The sequence below is a fragment of the Alkalimonas cellulosilytica genome (assembly GCF_036325985.1).
In the GTDB taxonomy this organism is placed as follows: domain Bacteria; phylum Pseudomonadota; class Gammaproteobacteria; order Enterobacterales; family Alteromonadaceae; genus Alkalimonas; species Alkalimonas cellulosilytica.
In genome coordinates, this window is the sequence record NZ_JAUHLI010000010.1 from 116,932 (window position 1) to 137,134 (window position 20,203).

Annotated in this window: 18 protein-coding genes; 8 read left to right on the plus strand and 10 right to left on the minus strand. The window is 52.9% G+C overall.

Features of this window, described 5'->3' with window-relative positions; all coding sequences use genetic code 11:
- Positions 1–53: 53 nt before the first annotated feature.
- Positions 54–902: a co-chaperone YbbN gene (locus QWY20_RS11450; protein ID WP_330129147.1), complete on the plus strand. Its 849-nt coding sequence runs from the start codon at positions 54–56 to the stop codon at positions 900–902.
- Between the two features lie 8 nt (positions 903–910).
- Here the strand turns inward: QWY20_RS11450 and QWY20_RS11455 are convergent, their stop codons facing one another.
- On the minus strand, positions 911–1,312 hold the full coding sequence (locus tag QWY20_RS11455) for a response regulator (protein WP_330129148.1): 402 nt from the start codon (positions 1,310–1,312) through the stop codon (positions 911–913).
- A 94-nt stretch (positions 1,313–1,406) separates the two neighbouring features.
- Between QWY20_RS11455 and QWY20_RS11460 the strand changes: the two genes are divergently transcribed.
- Positions 1,407–2,591, plus strand: a complete 1,185-nt coding sequence (locus QWY20_RS11460) for a methyltransferase (RefSeq protein WP_330129149.1) — start codon at positions 1,407–1,409, stop codon at positions 2,589–2,591.
- On the opposite strand, the gene QWY20_RS11465 is transcribed toward QWY20_RS11460, so the two are convergent.
- From QWY20_RS11465 to speA, 3 genes are all read right to left on the minus strand, one after another.
- Positions 2,588–3,523: an acyltransferase gene (locus tag QWY20_RS11465; RefSeq protein ID WP_330129150.1), complete on the minus strand. Its 936-nt coding sequence runs from the start codon at positions 3,521–3,523 to the stop codon at positions 2,588–2,590. The two genes, QWY20_RS11460 and QWY20_RS11465, sit on opposite strands and share 4 nt — an antisense overlap.
- Positions 3,524–3,526: 3 nt before the next feature.
- Positions 3,527–4,420 (minus strand): acyltransferase, encoded by an 894-nt coding sequence (locus tag QWY20_RS11470; protein WP_330129151.1) that lies wholly within the window; start codon positions 4,418–4,420, stop codon positions 3,527–3,529.
- An 83-nt stretch (positions 4,421–4,503) separates the two neighbouring features.
- Entirely contained in the window at positions 4,504–6,390 is a 1,887-nt protein-coding gene (speA, locus tag QWY20_RS11475) for a biosynthetic arginine decarboxylase (protein WP_330129152.1), read from the minus strand.
- 199 nt (positions 6,391–6,589) lie between these two features.
- Between speA and speE the strand changes: the two genes are divergently transcribed.
- Complete coding sequence (gene speE / locus QWY20_RS11480; RefSeq protein ID WP_330129153.1) at positions 6,590–7,456, plus strand: polyamine aminopropyltransferase; 867 nt, start codon at positions 6,590–6,592, stop codon at positions 7,454–7,456.
- A gap of 58 nt (positions 7,457–7,514) precedes the next feature.
- On the opposite strand, the gene QWY20_RS11485 is transcribed toward speE, so the two are convergent.
- A complete protein-coding gene (locus tag QWY20_RS11485) occupies positions 7,515–8,165 on the minus strand; it encodes an OmpA family protein (protein WP_330129154.1) in 651 nt (216 codons plus the stop codon).
- Positions 8,166–8,315: 150 nt separating this feature from the next.
- Here QWY20_RS11485 and proB point away from each other — a divergent pair, with 150 nt between their 5' ends.
- A complete protein-coding gene (gene proB / locus QWY20_RS11490) occupies positions 8,316–9,452 on the plus strand; it encodes a glutamate 5-kinase (protein ID WP_330129155.1) in 1,137 nt (378 codons plus the stop codon).
- On the opposite strand, the gene QWY20_RS11495 is transcribed toward proB, so the two are convergent.
- Positions 9,437–11,551 carry a DUF6351 family protein gene (locus QWY20_RS11495; RefSeq protein ID WP_330129156.1) on the minus strand — a complete coding sequence of 705 codons (2,115 nt, stop codon included), beginning with the start codon at positions 11,549–11,551 and terminating at the stop codon, positions 9,437–9,439. The genes proB and QWY20_RS11495 overlap by 16 nt on opposite strands.
- A 53-nt stretch (positions 11,552–11,604) precedes the next feature.
- The gene (gene argA, locus QWY20_RS11500) at positions 11,605–12,927 is read right to left on the minus strand and encodes an amino-acid N-acetyltransferase (protein ID WP_407935427.1); all 1,323 of its coding nucleotides are present in this window, start codon (positions 12,925–12,927) and stop codon (positions 11,605–11,607) included.
- 499 nt (positions 12,928–13,426) lie between these two features.
- Here argA and QWY20_RS11505 point away from each other — a divergent pair, with 499 nt between their 5' ends.
- From QWY20_RS11505 to QWY20_RS11520, 4 genes are all read left to right on the plus strand, one after another.
- Positions 13,427–14,677 carry an HlyD family secretion protein gene (locus tag QWY20_RS11505; protein WP_330129158.1) on the plus strand — a complete coding sequence of 417 codons (1,251 nt, stop codon included), beginning with the start codon at positions 13,427–13,429 and terminating at the stop codon, positions 14,675–14,677.
- 47 nt (positions 14,678–14,724) lie between these two features.
- A complete protein-coding gene (locus QWY20_RS11510; RefSeq protein WP_330129159.1) occupies positions 14,725–15,078 on the plus strand; it encodes a hypothetical protein in 354 nt (117 codons plus the stop codon).
- Between the two features lie 64 nt (positions 15,079–15,142).
- On the plus strand, positions 15,143–15,310 hold the full coding sequence (locus QWY20_RS11515; protein ID WP_330129160.1) for a hypothetical protein: 168 nt from the start codon (positions 15,143–15,145) through the stop codon (positions 15,308–15,310).
- Positions 15,311–17,404 (plus strand): peptidase domain-containing ABC transporter, encoded by a 2,094-nt coding sequence (locus QWY20_RS11520; RefSeq protein WP_330129161.1) that lies wholly within the window; start codon positions 15,311–15,313, stop codon positions 17,402–17,404. It abuts the gene before it with no gap.
- A 365-nt stretch (positions 17,405–17,769) separates the two neighbouring features.
- On the opposite strand, the gene QWY20_RS11525 is transcribed toward QWY20_RS11520, so the two are convergent.
- The 3 genes from QWY20_RS11525 to QWY20_RS11535 are packed head-to-tail and all read right to left on the minus strand — an operon-like array spanning position 17,770 to position 19,991.
- On the minus strand, positions 17,770–18,918 hold the full coding sequence (locus QWY20_RS11525) for a glutathionylspermidine synthase family protein (RefSeq protein WP_330129162.1): 1,149 nt from the start codon (positions 18,916–18,918) through the stop codon (positions 17,770–17,772).
- A 20-nt stretch (positions 18,919–18,938) separates the two neighbouring features.
- Positions 18,939–19,556, minus strand: coding sequence for a DUF1190 domain-containing protein (locus QWY20_RS11530; RefSeq protein WP_330129163.1), 618 nt, complete (start codon positions 19,554–19,556; stop codon positions 18,939–18,941).
- Between the two features lie 24 nt (positions 19,557–19,580).
- Positions 19,581–19,991, minus strand: a complete 411-nt coding sequence (locus tag QWY20_RS11535) for a DUF350 domain-containing protein (RefSeq protein ID WP_330129164.1) — start codon at positions 19,989–19,991, stop codon at positions 19,581–19,583.
- Between the last annotated feature and the right edge of the window lie 212 nt (positions 19,992–20,203).

The window sequence follows — 20,203 nt, forward strand, 5'->3', positions numbered from 1 at the left end:
AACAACAGGGCTGTCCTCATAGTATAACCATTGCTCGTTAACAAGGAACAACCGTGTCTTCCAGCCCGATTTTTGATGTCAGTATGGACAATGTGCGTGAACTACTGGCCGCCTCTCAGCAACAACCAGTGGTATTTTTATTCTGGTCGGCGCAAAGCCAGGAATCGCTGCAACTGGATCAACAATTAAGTCAGCGCATTGCTAAAGCCCAGGGGCAGCTGTTACTGGCCCGGGTCAATTGCGATGAACAGCAGCAAATGGCGATGCAGTTTGGCATTCAGGCCCTGCCTACCACATTAATCATCAAAGATGGACAGCCGATCGATGGTTTTGCCGGCCCGTTGGACGACAAGGCACTGGACGACAAACTGGCGGCCTACCTGCCCAAAGCGGAAGACGAGCTGTTGCAGCAAGCTCTGGCTTTGTTGAGTGAGGCCAAGCATCAAGACGCCTTTCCACTACTCAGTGAAGCCTTGCAACTGGCACCTGAGCGGGTGGATATCAAGCTGTTACTGGCCGACTGCGCGGTAGAGCTGGGCCAGCTGGAGCAAGCAGAAGCCCTGCTGGCAACCGTGCTGCTGCAGGATCAGAATGCTGACTTTAAGGCCGTCCAGTCCAAGCTAACACTGGCCAAAGAAGCTGCCGACACCCCGGAAATTCAGGCTTTGGAAACAGCTCTGGCCAGCACACCGGATGATATGCAGTTAAAAGAACAGTTGGCCGTTCAGTACCAGCAGGTAAAACGCTCTGCTGAGGCACTGGAGTTGCTGTACGGCATTTTGCAGCAGGATTTAAACTTTTCGGAAAGCAAAAAGCTCTATCTGGATATCCTGGCGGCGCTGCCCAAAGGCGATCCAGCCGCCAGTCAGTATCGGCGAAAGCTTTACAGTTTGCTGTATTGACTCAGGGTTCATGACTCATTGGCTGGCAGCATGGTTTGCTGCCAGATCTGGCGGATGCGCTCTGACAGTGTCATGGGGTCAAAAGGTTTCACTACCACGTCGATCGCACCTAAGTCTTTGTACGATTGGACTTCATGGCTTTGCACCTTGGCAGTCATGAATACCACGGGTATGGTGCTAAGATCAAAACGTTGTTGCAGTTGTCGCAGGGTCTCAGGCCCATCCATGCCAGGCATCATCACATCCAGTAATACCAACTGAGGGTTAAAGTCGGCAAACTGTTCCAGCGCCTGCTGACCGCCATGGCAGCTGCATACTTCAAAACCACCTACGGCCTCCAGGGCGATTTTGGCAATTTGCTGAATGGAGGGGTCATCTTCTACATGAAGAATTCGAACCAGTTCGGTCATGTCAGGGAATTCCTGTTGAGCTACAGCTTAAGCCCACTATAATGCAGTTCTTTCGTCCAGGCAAAAAACCATTCAGACCTCTCAGGAGCAACCGATGTCGCACCAGGCTGACTTTATGCAATTACATCAGCTGCTCAGCCGCTACCAGCCTTACTGGCAGCTGATGCCTTTTGCCTGTGGCGAACTTCCCTGGCAAAACACCCATTTACAAGAAAGGCTGAAGATACTTTCGGATCACGCCATCGCCGAGCTCGACAAGGATCCAACCGCACGGCAAGCCTGGTTTATCGATTGTTTTCCAGAGTTGGCAGAGTTACCGGAATTGCCAGCTTTCACCCCTCTGCGGCCAGAGCCAGAGCTGCCTTTTTGGCTCAGCAATGGGATTCCCGGGCGTAAAGTGGAGCAAATCCAGCAGTTTTGCACCCAGATCCCTGACAGTGCAGCCCCGGTGCTGGAGTGGTGTGCCGGCAAAGGGCATTTAGGCCGGATGCTGGCTTACGGCCAACAGCGCCAGGTACTGAGCCTGGAATGGCAGGATGCTTTGTGCCAGCAAGGTGCAGCGCTGGCAGAAAAACACCAGTTGCCCCAGCGCTTTGTAAAGGCTGATGCGCTTTCAGCAGAAGGCCTGGCGGTACTAAAGCCGGAACAACAGGTACTGGCTCTGCATGCTTGTGGCGAACTGCATCTGCAGCTGCTTCGCTCTGCCAGTCAGCAGGGCTGTCAGCAGCTGCAACTGGTGCCCTGTTGTTACCACCTGATCCCAGAGCCGCAGTATCCACCGCTCAGTCAACTCGCGCAGCAGCATGATTTAGCACTCAGCCAGCACGATTTAAAGCTGGCGGTGCAAAGCCAGGTCACAGCCGGGGCCCGCATCGAGAGGCTCAGACAAACCGAAGTCGAGTGGCGGCTGGCCTGGCAGGCAGTACGGACGGAACTAACCGGTGATGCGAGCTACCAACCACTGGCGTCGGTCAGCAAACAGATTTTCAGCACCGAGTTTCGCCAGTTTGCTGAGTGGGCTGCCGGGCAACAGCAATTGGAACTGCCAGCCGGGCTGAAACTGGATACTTATCTGGCACAAGGCCGGACACATGCACGCTTAGTGCGGCGCATCGAGTTGATACGGCATTTGTTTCAGCGCCCACTGGAGCTTTGGCTGCTGTTCGACCGAGCCTTGTTCTTAGAGCAACAAGGCTACCAGGTCGAAGTGGGCACTTTTTGTGACAGGGTTCTGACACCACGCAACCTGATGCTGCGGGCAGAGCGCATCCAGCGCTAACCGGAGCCGGCGCGCGACTCAGCCAGAGAAGTTAAGCGTTGGCCAGAGCGGTGAAAGTCGGTGATCAGTTGGTCTTTACGCTGCCAGCGCTCATTGAGCCACTGCTGGAACTGCTGACGAAAAATAGCATCACCAAAGTAATCCCCAATCATCGCGTCGGTGACTGGCAAGCGATCCACCTGCACCACTACCCGCTTTAATTTGCCCGATAGCATGGCAAGTACGATATGTTTGGGATTATCCGGATAAATGATGGTCACATCCAGGATGGCATTGAACTGCTCACCCATGCTGGCCAGGGTAAAGGCAATACCACCCGCCTTGGGCGGCAACAAATGGGTAAAAGGACTTTGCTTTTGCTGTTGCTTGGCTTTGCTGCAGCGGGTGCCTTCGACAAAATTGATGATGGTGGTCGGCTGATGACGGAATTTCTCACAGCTGCGCTTGGTGCTCTCGATATCCTGACCTTTGAGCTCCGGGTGTTTGGCTAAGTAGGCCTGGCTGTAACGCTTCATAAAAGGCATATCCAGTGCCCAGGCACCGATGCCGATAAAAGGTACCCAACGCAGCTCTTCTTTTAAGAAAAACTTCGGCAGCGGCATCCGACCATGGGTAAATTGCATCAGCAAGACCACATCCAGCCAGCTTTGATGATTAGCAATCATCAGGTACCACTGCTCACGGCTCAATCCTTCCGCCGGCAGCTGTTCCTGCCAATCCAGATTATTCACCAGCTTAATAAAAAAGGCATTGATGCCAATCCACTGATGGTAACAACCATGCACCGCCCTGCTGCAAAAGCGCTGCCAAGAAGGCACCGGCAATAAACGCAGCAAACTCAGTACCAGCACAATGAATCCCCAGAACGCCAGGTTCAGAGCAAACAAGGCAAAACTAATGGGGGCCAATACCCAGGCTGGTAAGGTCGACATGGCTCAGGACTCCTGATCTGCAGCCATCTGCTGCAATTGTTGATCTTTGTACTGCCAGAGCTCATTCACCCACTGCTGGAACGAAGCCCGAAAAGCCGGATCCTGATAGTCTCCGAGCAGCTGATCGGTAATAGGCAATACCCGTACTTTGACGTTTATAGCATGAACAGCGCCGGAAATATAATCCCAGAAAGTCGGGATCCGCTCCGGGTAGTGAATGGTGACATCAAGAATTTTATGCAGCTGCTGGCCCATAGCCCCAAGCACAAAAGCCACACCACCGGCTTTTGGTTTTAGCAAATGCCGGTAGGGTGATTGCTGCTTATCGTGTTTCATTTGGGTAAAACGGGTGCCTTCCACAAAATTCATCACGGTTGAAGGCTTAAAACGGAATTTTTCACAGGCTTTGCGGGTGGTTTCGATGTCCTTGCCCTGCAAGTGCGGTTTTTTAGCCAGCTCGGCTTTGCTGTAGCGCTTCATAAAGGGAAAATCCAGCGCCCACCAGGCCAGCCCCATAAAGGGCACGTACAGCAGCTCTTTTTTCAGAAAAAATTTGATAAAGGGAATACGATGGTTAAACAGGTATTGCAGCACCAGGATATCAGCCCAGGACTGATGGTTAGCCAGCAGCAGATACCAGTCTTTGCGCGACAGCGCATTCAGCCCTTCCACCTGCCAGCGAATACGGGTAAATAGGCGGGTGGTAACATTGTTCATGCTGATCCAGGCGACAGCAATGGCATCCAGCAGATAGGTCAGCCAGGCTTGCCAACGTTTTACCGGCAGCAGCTTCAACAACGCCAGCAGCAGCAAAGGCACAAACCAGAACAAGGTATTCAGTGCATAAAACAACAAAGCCAGCACGCCACGTACCGGCTTTGGTAAGAAGTACAGCATGGTCTCACCTATGATTGAAGCCGGCACCGCCCCAGTCTTTGGAGCGCGCTACCGGCACAGATCCGATCAGTGCTTAGTGTACCTTAATCTTCAAAGTAGGTGTATCCATTGACACCTGCCTTCAGCTCTTCTAACAACTCGGCACGACGCTCTGCCGGGATAGCCAGGGTTTCCAGCTGATCGCTGTAAGACTGGATCAATTTATTGGCGTCAAAGTGCACATAGCGCAGCACATCGGCTACCGTATCGCCTTTGATGGCATTGGTCAGCTGGTAGCCACCATCGTCGGTCAACTCCACATGCACCGAGTCGGTATCACCAAACAGGTTGTGCAAATCACCCAGAATTTCCTGGTAAGCTCCCACCATAAACATACCCAGCAGGTACTGCTCATCTTCCTTGTACACTGGCATTGGCAGGCTGCTTTCGATGCCATTGCCATCGGCATAACTTTTTAGCATGCCGTCGGAGTCGCAGGTGATGTCCTGGATGATGCAACGATGATCCAGTGGCTCATGCATCCGCTCCAGCGGCATCACCGGAAACAGCTGATCAATGCCCCAGGCATCCGGCATCGACTGGAACAGGGAAAAGTTGACGAACAACTTGTCGGCCAGCTTTTCGTTCAGCTCATCGTGAATGGCCCGGTGTGAGCGTGAACTTAAATCCAGGTTATCGCGCACCCGGTTGATGGTGGCGAAGTAAATTTGCTCCAGCAAGGACCAGTCCTGCAAGTTCAGCAAGCCATGCACATACTGGGTATGGGCATCGCTGAAATAATGCACCGCATCATGGTAAGCCTCCACCGCTGTGCGCGGTGTGACATTGGTGTAGGCATCCCACAGCCCCAGCACCACGGATGGGGCATCCTCGCCTGGCTCAGGCAGGTACTTCAGCCCCGGCGCCCGCTCAATATCAATCGCATCTGTCACCAAGACCGCATGGTGTGCCGTCATGGCGCGGCCAGACTCGGAAATAATGTTCGGATGTGGCAAGTCGTATTCGTCACAGACTTCTTTTAAACCATTGACCACATTGCGGGCATACTCGTGCATGGTGTAGTTCATCGAACAGGTCGAACGCGAACGCGAGCCTTCGTAATCGACCCCGAGGCCACCACCCACATCTACCGTATCAATCGGCACCCCTAAAGTACGCAGCTCAGCATAATGGCGGGCGCATTCGCGAATAGCATTGTGGATATCACGGATATTGGCGATTTGCGAGCCGATATGAAAGTGCACCAGCTGAAGCAAATCGAGCTTGCCCGCTTCTTTGAGCACCTCAATGGCCTGCAGCACCTGGGTAGCGGTGAGGCCAAACTTGCCTTTCTCGCCGCCGGTGTTTTGCCACTTGCCTTTGCCAATCGAGTTCAGCTTGATACGGATACCAATGTGCGGTGCCGCCCCCAACTGGTCGATTTCACGCAGCAGGGTTTTTAGCTCCGACAGTTTTTCCACCACGATGTAGACCTTATGGCCCATCATCTGGCCAATGGTGGCCAGCCGCAGGAACTCACTGTCTTTGTAGCCGTTGCAGACAATGCTGAGGGGTTTATCCGACACACCCAGAATGGCCATCAGCTCGGGCTTACTGCCCGCTTCCAGACCCACATTGCCGCTGTCATGGCTGAGCAGTTTTTTCACCACCGAGTACTGCTGGTTCACCTTAATCGGATAGACCGCTGTGTACTGGCCCAGGTACTCTTTTTCCTGCTTGGCTTTTTCAAAAGCGGTGATCAGAGAGTCGATACGGTGCTGCAGAATGTCGGTAAAACGCACCAGCACCGGCAACGTCAGGCCATCGTCTTTGAATCGCTGTACCAGCTCAGGAAAATGAATACCCGGTTTGCTGTGATCCTGATCAGGATAAGCCACCAGTTCACCCTTGGGACTAATATCAAAATACCCTTCACTCCAGGTGGCGACATTGTAGATAGAACGTGCTTTTTCGGTACCCCAGTCAATCATGGTGGATCCTTATCCTGTCATCGCAGCAGAAAAAAGAAAGCGAATGCTGTATGAGACAGAATTCGCGGCAATGTCTCTATTTTAAGCCCTATCACGACCAGTTGCAGCAAAATACGATCAAAAATTTGTCTGAACGGCGTAATACAGGCAAAATAACGGCCCTAAAATGCAATGCAAAGCTTTCAGAAAGGGGACAACGATGTCTGGTCTGGATACACAACAATGGTTTACCGAAGTCTTTGAACCCAGTGGCAGTGCCTTTGGCCTGGCCATTACCGCCAAACTGGACGAGGTGCAGTCGCCGTTTCAGCACATTGAAATTTTTGACACCACCCACTTTGGCAAGTTGATGGTAATCGACGGCTGCACCATGGTCAGCACGCGCGAGAACTTCCTCTACCACGAAATGATGAGCCACCCGGCGCTGTTTACCCACCCCAGCCCGAAAAATGTGGTGATCATTGGTGGTGGCGACTGTGGCACCCTGCGTGAAGTGTTAAAGCACCCAGGCGTGGCAACGGTGCATCAAATTGATATCGACGAGCAGGTCACCCGGATGGCGGAAAAGTACTTCCCGGAGCTCTGTGCCTCGAACCATGATCCACGCGCGACCATTTTGTTTGATGATGGCATCAAATTTATGCGCGAAGCCGCGCCTGAGTCGATTGATGTGGTGATTGTGGACTCAACCGATCCGGTTGGCCCAGGCGAAGGCTTGTTTAACCGTGCTTTTTATCAAAGCTGCCTGAATGCGCTGCGCCCGGGCGGTATTCTGGTGCAACAAAGCGAGTCGCCCCTTATTCACCTGCAGTTGCTGACGGATATGCGCCAGGCCATGCTGGATGCCGGCTTCGCCGCGCTGCAAACGCTGAACTTCCCACAAATGATTTATCCCTCCGGCTGGTGGACCTGCACCCTGGCCCGAAAAGGGGAAGCCTTTACCGGTTTCCGTGAAGCCGATGCCGCTGCCGCCAATCTGGATACCGACTACTACAATGTCGACATTCACAAAGCAGCGATGGCGCTGCCCAACTTTGTGCAGAAGGCCTTTGCCGGGCAAAAGTAAGCACTTTTCCCCCATAAAAAAACCTGCCGCGGCAGGTTTTTTTATGGGGGTGCATCACTCAGCTTTCAGTCACTGGCTCGATATGAATTTCCACCCGGCGGTTCAGCGCCCGGTTGGCTTCCGAAGTATTAGGCACCATCGGGTAGGTCGGACCAAAGCCCTGGGTTTCCATCCGAATTGGCAACACACCCTGGGCAGCCAGGTAGCTGCTAACGCTATCGGCCCGCTGCAGCGATAAACGCATATTGAAATCGTACGGGCCAGTATCATCGGTGTGACCAGAGATAATCAGCATGGTTTTGTCGTAGTTGCTGAGCACCCGGGCAATATCGTTCAGCACCGGATACAGCTGGGGTTGAATATCCGCCCGGTTAATGGCAAAAGTCAGCTGAGATGGAATTTCCAGCCGCAGGTTATCGCCTTCACGGTGCACCCTGACACCCGTACCGCTCAGCTCTTCGCGTAGCGCTTTTTCCTGGTTATCCATATAGCTACCCACAGCCGCACCAGCCAAAGCACCGACAGCGGCACCAATTACCATGCGCTTGTTGCTACGATTGGCGGTGGCTTTACCGGCAATCGCACCAGCTACCGCGCCAATGGCGGCGCCCCGGGTGGTATTCTGATTGTCCGTGCTGGCACAACCAACCAGCCCCCCCAGCGATAAACTACCAGTCAGCACACCGATCATCACAAGCTTTGACTTCATCTGCATAAACTCCTTTGACGTATAATGAACAGCATAATCCCACAAGCTGAATCATGGCTGAACTATTTTTTCATTCGCTCACGAAAATACATAGACATATGGCCATCCAAAATTATAATCAGAACACTTTCTAATCACTGAGTGCTTGGTATGCTGGGTCATGGTTGGCGTCGTTTGGTGTTAAAAGTAGGCAGCGCCTTAATCGCGCCAGAGGGTAAAGGTTGCTCTACCCGCTATTTGCTGACCCTGGCGCGTTTTATCAGTGAGTGCCGCTCCAGAGGCGTCGAAGTGGTGTTGGTGTCCTCTGGCAGTGTCGCCGCCGGGCGCAGCGCCATTGCTTTTTCCCATCAACCCTTGCCTATTCCGGTCAAGCAGGCCATGGCTTCCGTTGGCCAGTACCAGATGATGCAGCTGTGGCAAAACTTACTTGATTGTCACTGTGGCCAGTTGCTGCTAACCCACGATGATTTTCACAACCGCCGCCGCTACCTGAATATTGAAAACACCCTACGCACCCTGCTGGATCATCAGGTACTTCCTATCATCAATGAAAACGACAGTGTCGCCACCGCCGAGCTGAAGCTGGGCGATAACGACAACCTGGCGGCATTGGTGGCGACCGCTGTGGATGCCGATGTATTGATTATTTGTTCGGACATCGATGGTTTGTACAGCGCCAACCCACGCAGCAACCCCCAGGCGCAGTTTATTGCCGAGGTAGCGCGCATCACGCCGGAGGTGTTCGCCATGGCTGGTGGCAGCCATCATCATGTTGGCACCGGCGGCATGGTGACCAAGCTGCAGGCGGCGCAAAAAGCCGGGCAGCAGGGCATTGATACGCTGATCGTCAACGGGCAAAAAGCCGCCGTATTTGAAGCGCTGTTGGAAGGTAAAACCGCTGGCACCTTGTTTCATCGCCAACAGGAACGGCTCAGTGCCAAGAAACACTGGCTGCTGCACGGTTTAAAAAGTCAGGGCCAGATCCAATTGGACGCAGGTGCAGTGAAAGCGCTGCAGCAACAGGGGGCTTCTTTGCTGGCCAAAGGGGTCAGTGCTGTGACCGGCCAGTTTGATAAAGGCGATGCCGTACTGCTGTGCGACAGCAGTGGAGCCCCTTTTGCCAAAGGCATTTGCCAGTATCCGGCATCAGAGCTTGGCCGGATTAAAGGCCTGCACAGCCAGCAAATCGCCGCCACCCTCGGTTATTGCCCACGTGAAGAAGTGATTCACCGTGACGATCTGGTGCTGTTGTCCGCGGCCGAAGCTGCTGCTCAGTCCTCGAAATAACGCCAATCCGGTGGATAGGCCAGATCCGGCTGCTGATAATCGCACATGCCATCCGGGAATATCTGGCTAAGCTCCCTCAACCAGGGTGTCATATCCACGGCACCAAAGTCACCGCGCGCCAGTGCCTGCTCAATTGGCATCAGCGCGCATTGCAGCAGCAGGCCATGACTCGGTGCACCAGCCTGTTGCCGGCTGTTGCTCAGCACCGGGTAGCTTTGCCGGCAAAGGCCTTGAGGCTGCCAGACGTCATCGCCACTGACAATCACCTGGCCGTCGGCTGCAAAACAGCGATCCGAAGCCGACGCCGGTGCTTCACCGCGACGAACCCAGTCCACCACAGCCGCAAAGGCTTCGCTTTCCGGCGTGTAATCCGGATGACTGACCCAGATGCGTTGCCACGCTTCGTTTCCTCGCTGCGCCAGCCGCTCACGGGCCATAAAAGATGGCTGCAAATGATGCATATCCAGCACCGGATCCAGGTAGTGGCGCAAATCCAGCACCGGGATCGACAGCTCGCCGGTAAACAGCTGACCATAGCGATAAGCTCGCTCTATCGCTGCCCGGTTTGCCCGATAACGTGGTGCCACCTTGATGCCAGCATCCGTCATCTGCAGCGGTGCCATATTGTGCCGGCCAAAGGCACTGAGCCAGATGGGCGTATCCCAGATGGGCAGAAAACGCGCCCGCTCGGGCTGCATCTGATGCTGCGGCAGCCAGCTGCCAATGCGGGCATTTAACTCAATAAACTGCTCAGGGCTAAGCTGACCGGCTCGAAGTGCCAACAAACCATAGGGCACACCAACATTGTCCCACAAGCTATGGGCAAAGCCATGCTCGTCACGGCCATAGATATCCACCAGATCTTCCCAGTAACTCCAGTGCGAACTTTGCAGCAGCTTTGGAGCAACAAAAGGCCGCAACCGGCCCTGGTTTGGGTTATGCACCACCGACGACAGTCCGAACCAGGCATTGATGCATTGGGTCGCCCCCTCCATCGGAGTGGGTTTGATGCCAGACAACAACTGGATGGCGCTGATTTCCCGCTGGAAGCGCACCTGCTGATCCGGCACTGTGCTCAGCCCCTCCACCAATTGCCGCTGCTGCCAGTCTTGCCACACGCTTTTATCACTGGCATGGAAGTAGTAGTAGTTGTGCAGCAGATCGCAATCCAGCGCATACAGCACCTGGCTCAGCATATCCGGATAGCTGTATTGGGCAATGGCCGCATCCAGCAACCCAGGGGCATTTTGTGCCAGCAGATATTGCGCAATACCGCCACCGGAGCCGCCAATACCAATGGTCATTTCCGGCTCGCCATACAGGCTGATAAAATGCTGCTTTAGCTGGCGCGCCACTTCTTCGGCCCGCAAAAAGTGATAACTGTGGCTGGTGCGGTTGGCGCTGCTGCTGACCACGGCATAGCCCTGGCGCAGCTGGGCAGCCCGGTTACGCAGCAAGCGCTCAATGCGCAGCTCCCCCTGACGAAAACCGATGCCAACCCCGCCATGGAACTGGTAAATCAGCTGCTGATTCCATTGGCTTTGGCCAGTGCGCAGCGGAAACTCATCGGTCAGTACCGGCATCACCAGCAGGTAAAAATAGCGCTGTATGGTGCCAAGTTCAGCCCGAAGCAACAGCTCACCATCCGCCAGCGTCCCTCCCTGATAAGCCGCTACAGTTCCGTCCTGGCTAAGCCTGAACCAAAGCAGACGGCTGGGATGCAGGCAGTCCTGGCTATACCCCTGCATCGCGCCATCTTCGGCATAAATAGCAACGCCATAGCCCTGGTCGTTATCGACCAGCGGCGGCTCGATGCCCATCTGATGCCAGGCACAGTAAAAGGGGTATTGCTTGGGGCCGGAAAAAAGGGGCGTCGATGGGCCCACTTCACCAAGTGGGATAGGGTACGAGTAGGTATCCAATGGCCGTGGCGTGCGGCCAATAAAGTCATCGACTTGCAACAGCTCGCCTTCGCGCTCTGGCGGCACTGCCAGCACCGGGTGGGGTTCAAAAAAGCTGGCCGGGATCTCACTGCGCGGCCACATCAGAATCAAAGCCAGCACCAGGCCAAGCAACAACAACCATTTCAATAAGCGCACTTTGTTCTCCTTACTCGTTCTCTAAATAAGGATAGCAAGACGCCGGACTTGTGCTAGCTCAAAGCCAGAGCCAACACCTTGGATTTACGCTGATAATTGTACAATTGCTTCTTTTGCGCCGGTAAATCATCCACCGTGGCCAGCTCAAAGCCATGCTCCAAAAACCAGTGGATGCTGCGGGTAGTTAGTGCAAACAGGGTATGATAACGCTGCTGCTTAGCCCGCTGGATCACGTACTTCAGTAAAACACTGCCCCTGTCAGCATCGCGGTAATCCGGATGCACCGCCACACAGGCAAACTCGCCGACCTGCTCATCGGCAAAAGGATACAAAGCCGCGCAGCCGATCACCAAGCCTTCTTTTTCAATCAGCACAAAGTAATCGATTTCCATCTCAAGCTGCTCGCGTGAACGCCGCACTAACAGACCCTGCTGCTCCAGCGGCCGGATCAAGTCCAGAATACCGCCGATATCAGCAATGGTAGCCGGGCGCAGTTTCTCGGCCGATTCATTGACCATTTGAGTACCAATACCATCACGGGAGAACAGCTCCTGAAGCAAGGCACCATCGGCATTATGACTGATCAGATGGCAGCGCGGCACCCCGGCGCGACAGGCGCTAATCGCCGCATGCAAAAAGGCCAGGCTGGCAGCGCAGCAGCTGCCTTGCTGCTCTAAGCGCAGCAAGTTTTGCTCCGCATCATTGGGTAGGAGTTCTGGGATAATATCACCATCATCGGATAAAATGCCGCCATCAGCACTGAAACCTATCATTTTATCGGCTTTTAACTTAATGGCGACCTGAGTGGCAATTTCTTCTGCGGTCAGGTTGAAGCTTTCGCCGGTGACGGAAGCCGCGATGGGCCCCATCAGCACCATGCCGTTGCTATCGAGCTGACGGCGAATGCCCTGCACATCAATGCGACGGACCCGGCCACTGTGGCAGTAGTCAATGCCTTCATCCACACCAAGAGGCTGGGCAATGACAAAGTTGCCACTGACCACGTTGATTTGCGCGCCCTGCATTGGCGTATTGCTTAAACTCATCGACAGCCGGGCAGTAATATCCAACTGCAAAGCGCCGGCCACCTGTTTGATCAGCTGAAAAGTATCGTCATCGGTGATCCGCACCCGCTTGTGATAACTGGCATCCAAGCCGGCTTGCTGCAGTGCCTGGTTGATTTGCGGCCTGGCACCATACACCAGCACAATTTTGATACCCAGACTGTTCAGCAGAGCAATGTCATTGATAATGCTACGAAAACCAGGTTGAGCAATGGCTTCGCCACCCAGCATCACCACAAAGGTTTTGCCACGGTGGGCATTGACATAAGGGGCAGACTGGCGAAAGCCAGAGACAAGTTCAGTAGTACGCACCTTGGCAAAATCCTTCATCGGTTGAACACCCAGGCTGATGCAACACCACTGTATGAAAGCATCATGACAGCCGGATGAATCAGAAAAGAATAATTATACGGAAAAACAGGATAAATAATCAACAAGTATTCATTATCACACTGACGCTAAAGAAAAATTAATATAAAACAATATTTTATAATTTCATGAATTTAATTTGCATTTTCCATGTGGGTTTCTATCTAAAAAGATTGCATTTCCATTCTTTTACTTCATTCGGCATACGCATTCGCAAAGCGGTGATTTTAATACTTAACGGCACCGAGCCTTGCCGCTTGGCTGTCGTGGCCTAAGGGCCCAGCGGTTCTCTGCTATAAGCAACCATGCCAGCCCTGTATTCGGCTGGTTTTTCATAAAAAAATCAATGTAAATTATTTGACAGAAAAAACAACCCAATCTAACTTGAAATTATCATTAAGCAAGTTAATTTCACAATAAATTTGTTGGTGTTGGAGCGCCCATGTTAAATAACGGACTATTTCGTGCTAATGCGGTCAGGCAGCAGGCCGCCAAACTGGATGGCGATGTCATTATTGCCCAGCCGCTTAGCAGCAGTCTACTCACCATCACGCTACTGCTGCTGGTATCCTTGTTGATTACCTTTCTGGTACTGTCCTCTTTTCACCGCAAAGAAACCGTTACCGGTTATTTAAAGCCCGATTTGGGCCTGGCCAAAGTCAGCAGCCCGCGCCCCGGCATTGTCAGCCAATTGTTTGTCGAGGATGGTCAGCAGGTCGAGGCCGGTGCACCGCTGGCGCTTATTCATATCCCCGAGCACCTGGCCGATGGCCTGTCGCTCAGTCAAAGTTTGTTTCAGGGCTTAGTGCAGCAAACTGAGTTACTCAGCTTACGCCAGCAGCAATTGCAGCAGCAATTTGCCCAGCAGGAAACCGAATTACAAAGCCGCTTGCTGCTTAGCCAGAGCATGTTGCAGGAGCTTCAGGGCCAGCAGCAGTTGCAACAACAGCGTTTGGCGTTGCAGCAAAGCCGTTTTCAGAACTTCCAGCAGTTGCATCAGCAAGGCGCTATCTCAGAGCTGGAGCTGCAACAGCAAGCCGAGCTGATTTTAGGCATCCGCCAGCAACTGGCCGAGTTAAGTGCCAGTGCCCAGCAACAGCAGGCCAGCATTGAGCAATTGCAGGGCCAACTGGCCCGGCTGCCGGTGGAGCAGGCGCAGCAATTGGCGTTGCTCGATACCGACCGCTCACGGTTGGCGCAACAAAAAGTGGAACTGGATGCGCGCGGTCAGCTATTAATTACCGCACCGATTTCTGGCCGGGTGACCAATCTGGTGGCCGATATCGGCACCAGCTTAATCAGTCAATTGCCGTTTTTAACCATTTTGCCTGAGAACGCAGAGCTTAGAGCGGTATTGCTGGTGCCTACCCGGGCCTATGGCTTTGTGCAGCCAGGCCAGCATACCCGCATTCGATTTGATGCCTTTCCGTACCAGCGTTTTGGTTTGTACGACGGGGAAGTAATTCGCACAGCGCAGGCCATCGTGCTTCCGGGGGAAGTCGATATGCCTGTCGCCGTGCAGGAGCCAGTCTACCGGGTAGAGGTAGCGCTGGCGGCGCAAGAAATCCGCGCTTACGGCAACAGCGTCCCGCTGCAATCGGGCATGCTGCTAAGCGCAGATATCGTGCTGGAACAACGCAGCCTCATCAGCTGGTTGTTTGAGCCGATTTTAAGCCTGAAAGGGCGATTATAGTCCCTCAGGTTCTTACGTAACTTAAAATCATCTCAAGGAGAGATACTATGCAAGAATTGACATTTGAGCAAGTGGATGTGGTTAGCGGTGGTTATTATATAATCCCCGATACGTTAAACGATTTTTTTCAGCAAACTGGAGGTTTCTGGGATATATCATCATCAGCTGGCTTTATCGACAATGATGCTGGACGATATGAAAGCCCATCGGATGGCAGCCCCGGTCGAAGTTTCACCCCTTCTGAGAAAGGTTTCATAGTCGCCTTTACTACATATTTAGGCGCAAAGTTTGGCAACGCATTTGGAGCCGCAGCAATGGCGTACGTTGGGACAGTCTTAGCGGAGTCAGGTACAGCTGGTGGCAATTATCAACCGGTAGTGCCTGACTATATGGCACCATAAATTTTAATTTTTCTAACGGATTAGGCGATTTTGCATCAATCGTCTAATCCAAGCAGGTGATAAAATGAAATCTTTTATAATTGCTATCCTGACTGGATTAACAACAGCAGTTTTATATTTTCTTTTGAATTCCTTTTTCCCAGAAATCACATTGGGAATTAAAGCAATATTAGTAGCACTTTTTGCCGCAACAGCGTATTTTTTTTACTCCACTGTTGCAAGTAAAAGGTAAATGGTAGTCACCCTCCAAACCGAAGCCGCTGAATGCGGCCTTGCCTGCATGGCGATGGTGGCCAACCACCATGGCCATCAAATCGATTTGACCACTTTGCGCAGTCGCTATGCGGTGTCGCTGAAGGGTGCCACCATGCAGCAGCTGATGCGACTGGCAGAGCAGCTGGATATGACCGGCCGGGCGCTGAAGTTAGAGTTGGATGAGCTGTCGAAGCTAAAAACTCCCTGCATCTTGCATTGGGAAATGAACCACTTTGTGGTGCTAAAGAAAGTGCATCGTAATGGCATTACCATCTTAGATCCTGCCATGGGCGAGCGCCGCCTGAGCATGGCGGAGGTGGATAAAGCTTTTACCGGGGTGGCGCTGGAACTCACTCCCGGCAATGAATTTAAGAAAATCGACGAGCGGGTACAGCTCAGCTTAACCTCGTTCTGGAGCAGCATTCAAGGCTTGGTGCCCTCGCTGGTTAAGTTGTTTGTGTTGTCCTTGCTGCTGCAGTTTTTTGTGCTGGCGTCGCCTTATTACACCCAGCTGGTAGTGGATGAAGTGCTGGTCAGTAACGACCGGCCGCTGCTGTTAGTGCTAGCGATAGGTTTTTCTTTGTTGATGGTGATGCAAATCACCATTCAGGTCCTGCGCAGCTTGATTGCGCTGCATTTAGGCACCCATTTGAATATGCAAATGGTGACCAATTTGTTCCGCCATTTGCTGCATTTGCCTGTATCGTTTTTTGAAAAACGCCATATGGGCGATATTACCTCGCGATTTTCCTCGTTAGGCTCGATTCAACAAATTCTGACCAACAGTTTAATTGAAGGAATTCTGGATGGCCTGATGATCGTGCTGGTACTGGTAATGATGCTGCTTTACAGCCCATTGCTCAGTCTGGTGGTGTTTGCAGTAGTCATTTTATATGCCCTACTGCGCTGGGCTTTTTATTGGCCCATGCGCCAGTTAACCGAAGAAAGCATTGTCACTTCGGCCAAAGAAAACAGCGTCTTTATGGAAACCATTCGAGGCATTCAAAGCTTAAAGCTGTTTGGTCAACAAAATGAGCGTTTAAACCTGTGGCAAAACCGCCATGCTGAATCAGTAAACAAAGGCTACCGTTTGGCCAAGTGGGGCATAGGTGCAAGCACTGCCAACCAGCTGTTGTTTGGCATTGAAGGCATAGTGATTTTGTACTTAGGTGCTCTGGCGGTAATGAATGGCAGTATGACCATCGGCATGCTGTTTGCTTTTATAGCTTACAAAGGCCAATTTACCGGCCGGGCCGCTTCGCTGATTTCTCTGGTGGTTGAAATCAAAATGCTGAAACTGCACTTAAACCGCCTGGCCGATATTGCTCTAACCGACAAAGAAGACGAAGGGTTAAATCAGCCGAACCGTGATATCAGCGGCCAGCTGAAGTTAAGCAATATTCGTTTTCGCTACGCCGATAACGAGCCGTTGCTGTTTAAGGATCTTTGTATGGATATCGCGGCTGGGGCCAATATCGCCATTATCGGCCCGTCTGGCACAGGCAAAACCACGCTGATGAAACTAATGCTTGGTTTATTGCCGCCTGAAAGCGGCAAGGTGGAAGTCGATGGCATTGAGATTAAACAGCTAGGGCTGCGCAATTACCGCAGTCAGATTGCGGCCGTGATGCAGGACGACCAACTAATGTCCGGTACTTTGGCCGAAAACATCAGTTTTTTTGACCCGCAATTGGATATGCAGCGCGTAGTTGAAGTCGCGCAGTTGGCCGGAATTCATCAGGATATCAGTGCCATGCAAATGGGCTACAACTCCCTGGTCGGCGATATGGGCAGCGCGCTATCCGGTGGTCAGAAACAGCGCTTATTGCTGGCCCGGGCCTTGTACCGCCAGCCCAAAATTCTACTGCTGGATGAAGCCACCAGCCATTTGGATGTGGCACTGGAGCATTACGTCAACCAGGCCATTCAGCAGCTTAGTATGACCCGGGTTTTGATTGCGCATCGGCCAGAAACCATCCTAAGCGCAGAGCAAATTTACCAGCTGGCAGACGGCCAGTTGCAGGATGTAACTGAGGCGTACAAGGCGCAGTTTGGTAAGACAGCCGGATGATCTACTTGAACTTACAACAGCAGCGTGCTGCTACACTTTTGAATTATGGGTATTTTTCCTTTCTCAGTTTGGAGCATAGATATGATTTATTGCAGGCTTACATTCATAATCCTGACGGGCGCACTTGTTTACTGGGCTGCAACGCTGGATTTGATCAATTCGAATCACTGGCTGATCAATACAGCAATTTTGGCTGGGTGGATTTTCTTGTATGAAGTGTTAGAGCGCGCTATCAAGTCCAGGAAAACACGCCAGCAAGCGAATAAGCAGCACTTATAGCAGGAAACACCAGCCAAAGCACTGCGATTGGACATCAAACCGGTTTGTATTGATCTGGTTTTTATTTATCACGTAAATCCATACCGCTAATCCAAAATAATATGCGGCAAAAAACGCGAGCTGTCTTTGGTGATCAGGCTGTTGTCTTCGCGGATGCCGATGCCGGCTGCGCTGTCGCCGACCACCCAGCTACCGATTAAGGTGTAATTGCCGTCAAAGCTTGGCAAAGGCTGCAGCCGTTGGCGGATAAAGGGCGCATCCTGATAAGGGCCGGGTTCGCTTAGGCGTTTGCCATCGGCAGTCACCAATTCGATATTGGCCCCTTCACGCGAGAACAGCGGCTTGCGCAGCCAGCCTTTCTCCAGTGCTTTGCCGCTATCAAAATGACTTTCCAGTAAGTTAGGATGGCCCGGGTGTTTTTGCCACAACAACGGCAGAATGCCTTTGTTGGACAAGAGCAGCTTCCACAGTGGTTCCAGCCAGATGGTCTGAGAGGTTTTTACCTGCTCAGCAAAGGCTTCTTCCAGCATAAATTCCCAGGGGTAGAGCTTGAACAAACCGGTAATGGGCTCGTCCTGCAGATCGTAGTACTGCCCATCCAGGCTACCGATGTCTTCCAGCGCGATGTAGCGGCCATCGACGCCACTTTGGGTGGCGATATCCAGTAGGTAATCGACGGTACCTTTGTCTTCGATACTTTCGCGCACACTGGTAAAATGAAACGGCTGTGGCAGCGCCAGGTTGGCAAAGGCCTGCTCCAGTTTGTCCTGCAGTGAATTAAACTGATCGGCACCAGCCGGCAGCTCGCCGCGCATTAATTGATCTTCCAGCCAAACCCACTGAAAAAAGCCGGTTTCGTACAAAGAGGTCGGCGTATCGTAGTTCAGCTCCAGCAATTTGGCCGGGCCGCTGCCGTCGTACACCAGATCCATCCGGCCATAGAGATGTGGATCGCCACGCTGCCAGGATTCGGCCAAGGCATCGCGGTAATCTTCTGGAATAGCCAGTTGATCCAGCTTTTGTTCATCTGCCAGAATATCCGGCACCAGATCGAGCGCCATCGCATGCAGCTCTTCGGTTACATCTTCCAGATCCTGTTCAATCTGGCGCAGACTGAACTGATAGTAGGCGCTTTCATCCCAATAGGGCTCGCCATCGATGGTATGAAATTTAAAACCCAGACTTTCGGCATAGGCCTGCCAGCCCGGGCGGGGCGTACTCTTGACTCGCTTCATCGTGCTCGCTTCATTTCCGCTTAACTGCCATAACTACGCTGGCGATTGGCTTGTTGCCTGGCTGCTTGCTGGCGCACCGCAGCTTGTTGGCCAAAACCACCTCGGCGCACCAGTTGCGCCCGCTGCGGCTGCACCGCCGAAGGCCTTACTCTGGCTACACCCGGTTGGCTGGCCACCGCCTGATTGGTTGCGGTACGAAAGGTGGAGCGATCATCGCGCGACTTGTACAACGGCTGGGTGGGTACTGCAGAGCGATTGCTGGCAGCGCTTTGCTGCAGTGGCTGTGCCTGACCACCAGCCAGGTTGCCGCGATTCATCATTTGGCCCGCCATATAGCCCATCATCATTGGCATAAAGAAGCTGCCGCTTTGATGACGCTCAGGGGCGGTTTCACACTGGCCAGCACCAAAATCGGCTTCGCATTCAAGTTGATTCTGATAGCGCGGCGCCACCTGGGTATGCAGCGCCGTGGCACGTTCAAATTCGGCCTGGCACTCTGCTGGTGGATGATAAAAAGCGGCGCACTCTTCCGCGTTATGGAACACATGCACTTCCTGCTGCTGCTCGCCACAGCCAGCCAACAGCAGAGTGGCGGCTGGTGCCATCAAGACCAGCGCGGCTTTTTTACTGCGTTTCATGAAAACTCCTCCGGGCGGTTCGAATCAATAGCTCATGCTGGCAGAGTTCAGCATCCCCACCGCAATGGAACACGCGGCAGAGAAAATACCAGCGGCCAGTTCGCCTTGCTGAATACGAGCCGGCAATTGCTTCAAGGTCAGCTTCACCACAAAGAAGGTCAGCACCTGCACTACCAGGGCAACGCCACCCCAGATGGCGCAATCAAGCAGCGACATCGAATGGGTAATGGCACTGGCCAGCGGAATGGAAAAGCCTATCAGCGCGCCACCAAAGGCGACTGCCGCGGCGCTGTTGTTGGCGCGGATCAAGTCAAATTCGTGATGTGGCGTCACCCAGCTGTAAATGCGGGCAAAACACAGCAGCAACAGTGCGGCCAGCGCAAAATACAGCAGAAAATAAGGGACACCCGACAACGACAACCAAACCGTTTCCATGCAATGACTCCATCAAACTGGTGAAAAAGAGCGTCGATCCTGACGAAAAAATCAGCCCAGTACAAGCTTTTTAGGTTGGTTCAGCTGCCATAAACTGCGATTAACCGCTCGCGGCACGGCGAAGAGCGCGTCCGGCTTTACACAGAGGCTGAACTTTATACACTGGTCTGAGGATGCGCTGATCGTCATCAAGTGGTACCAAGTAAAATAGA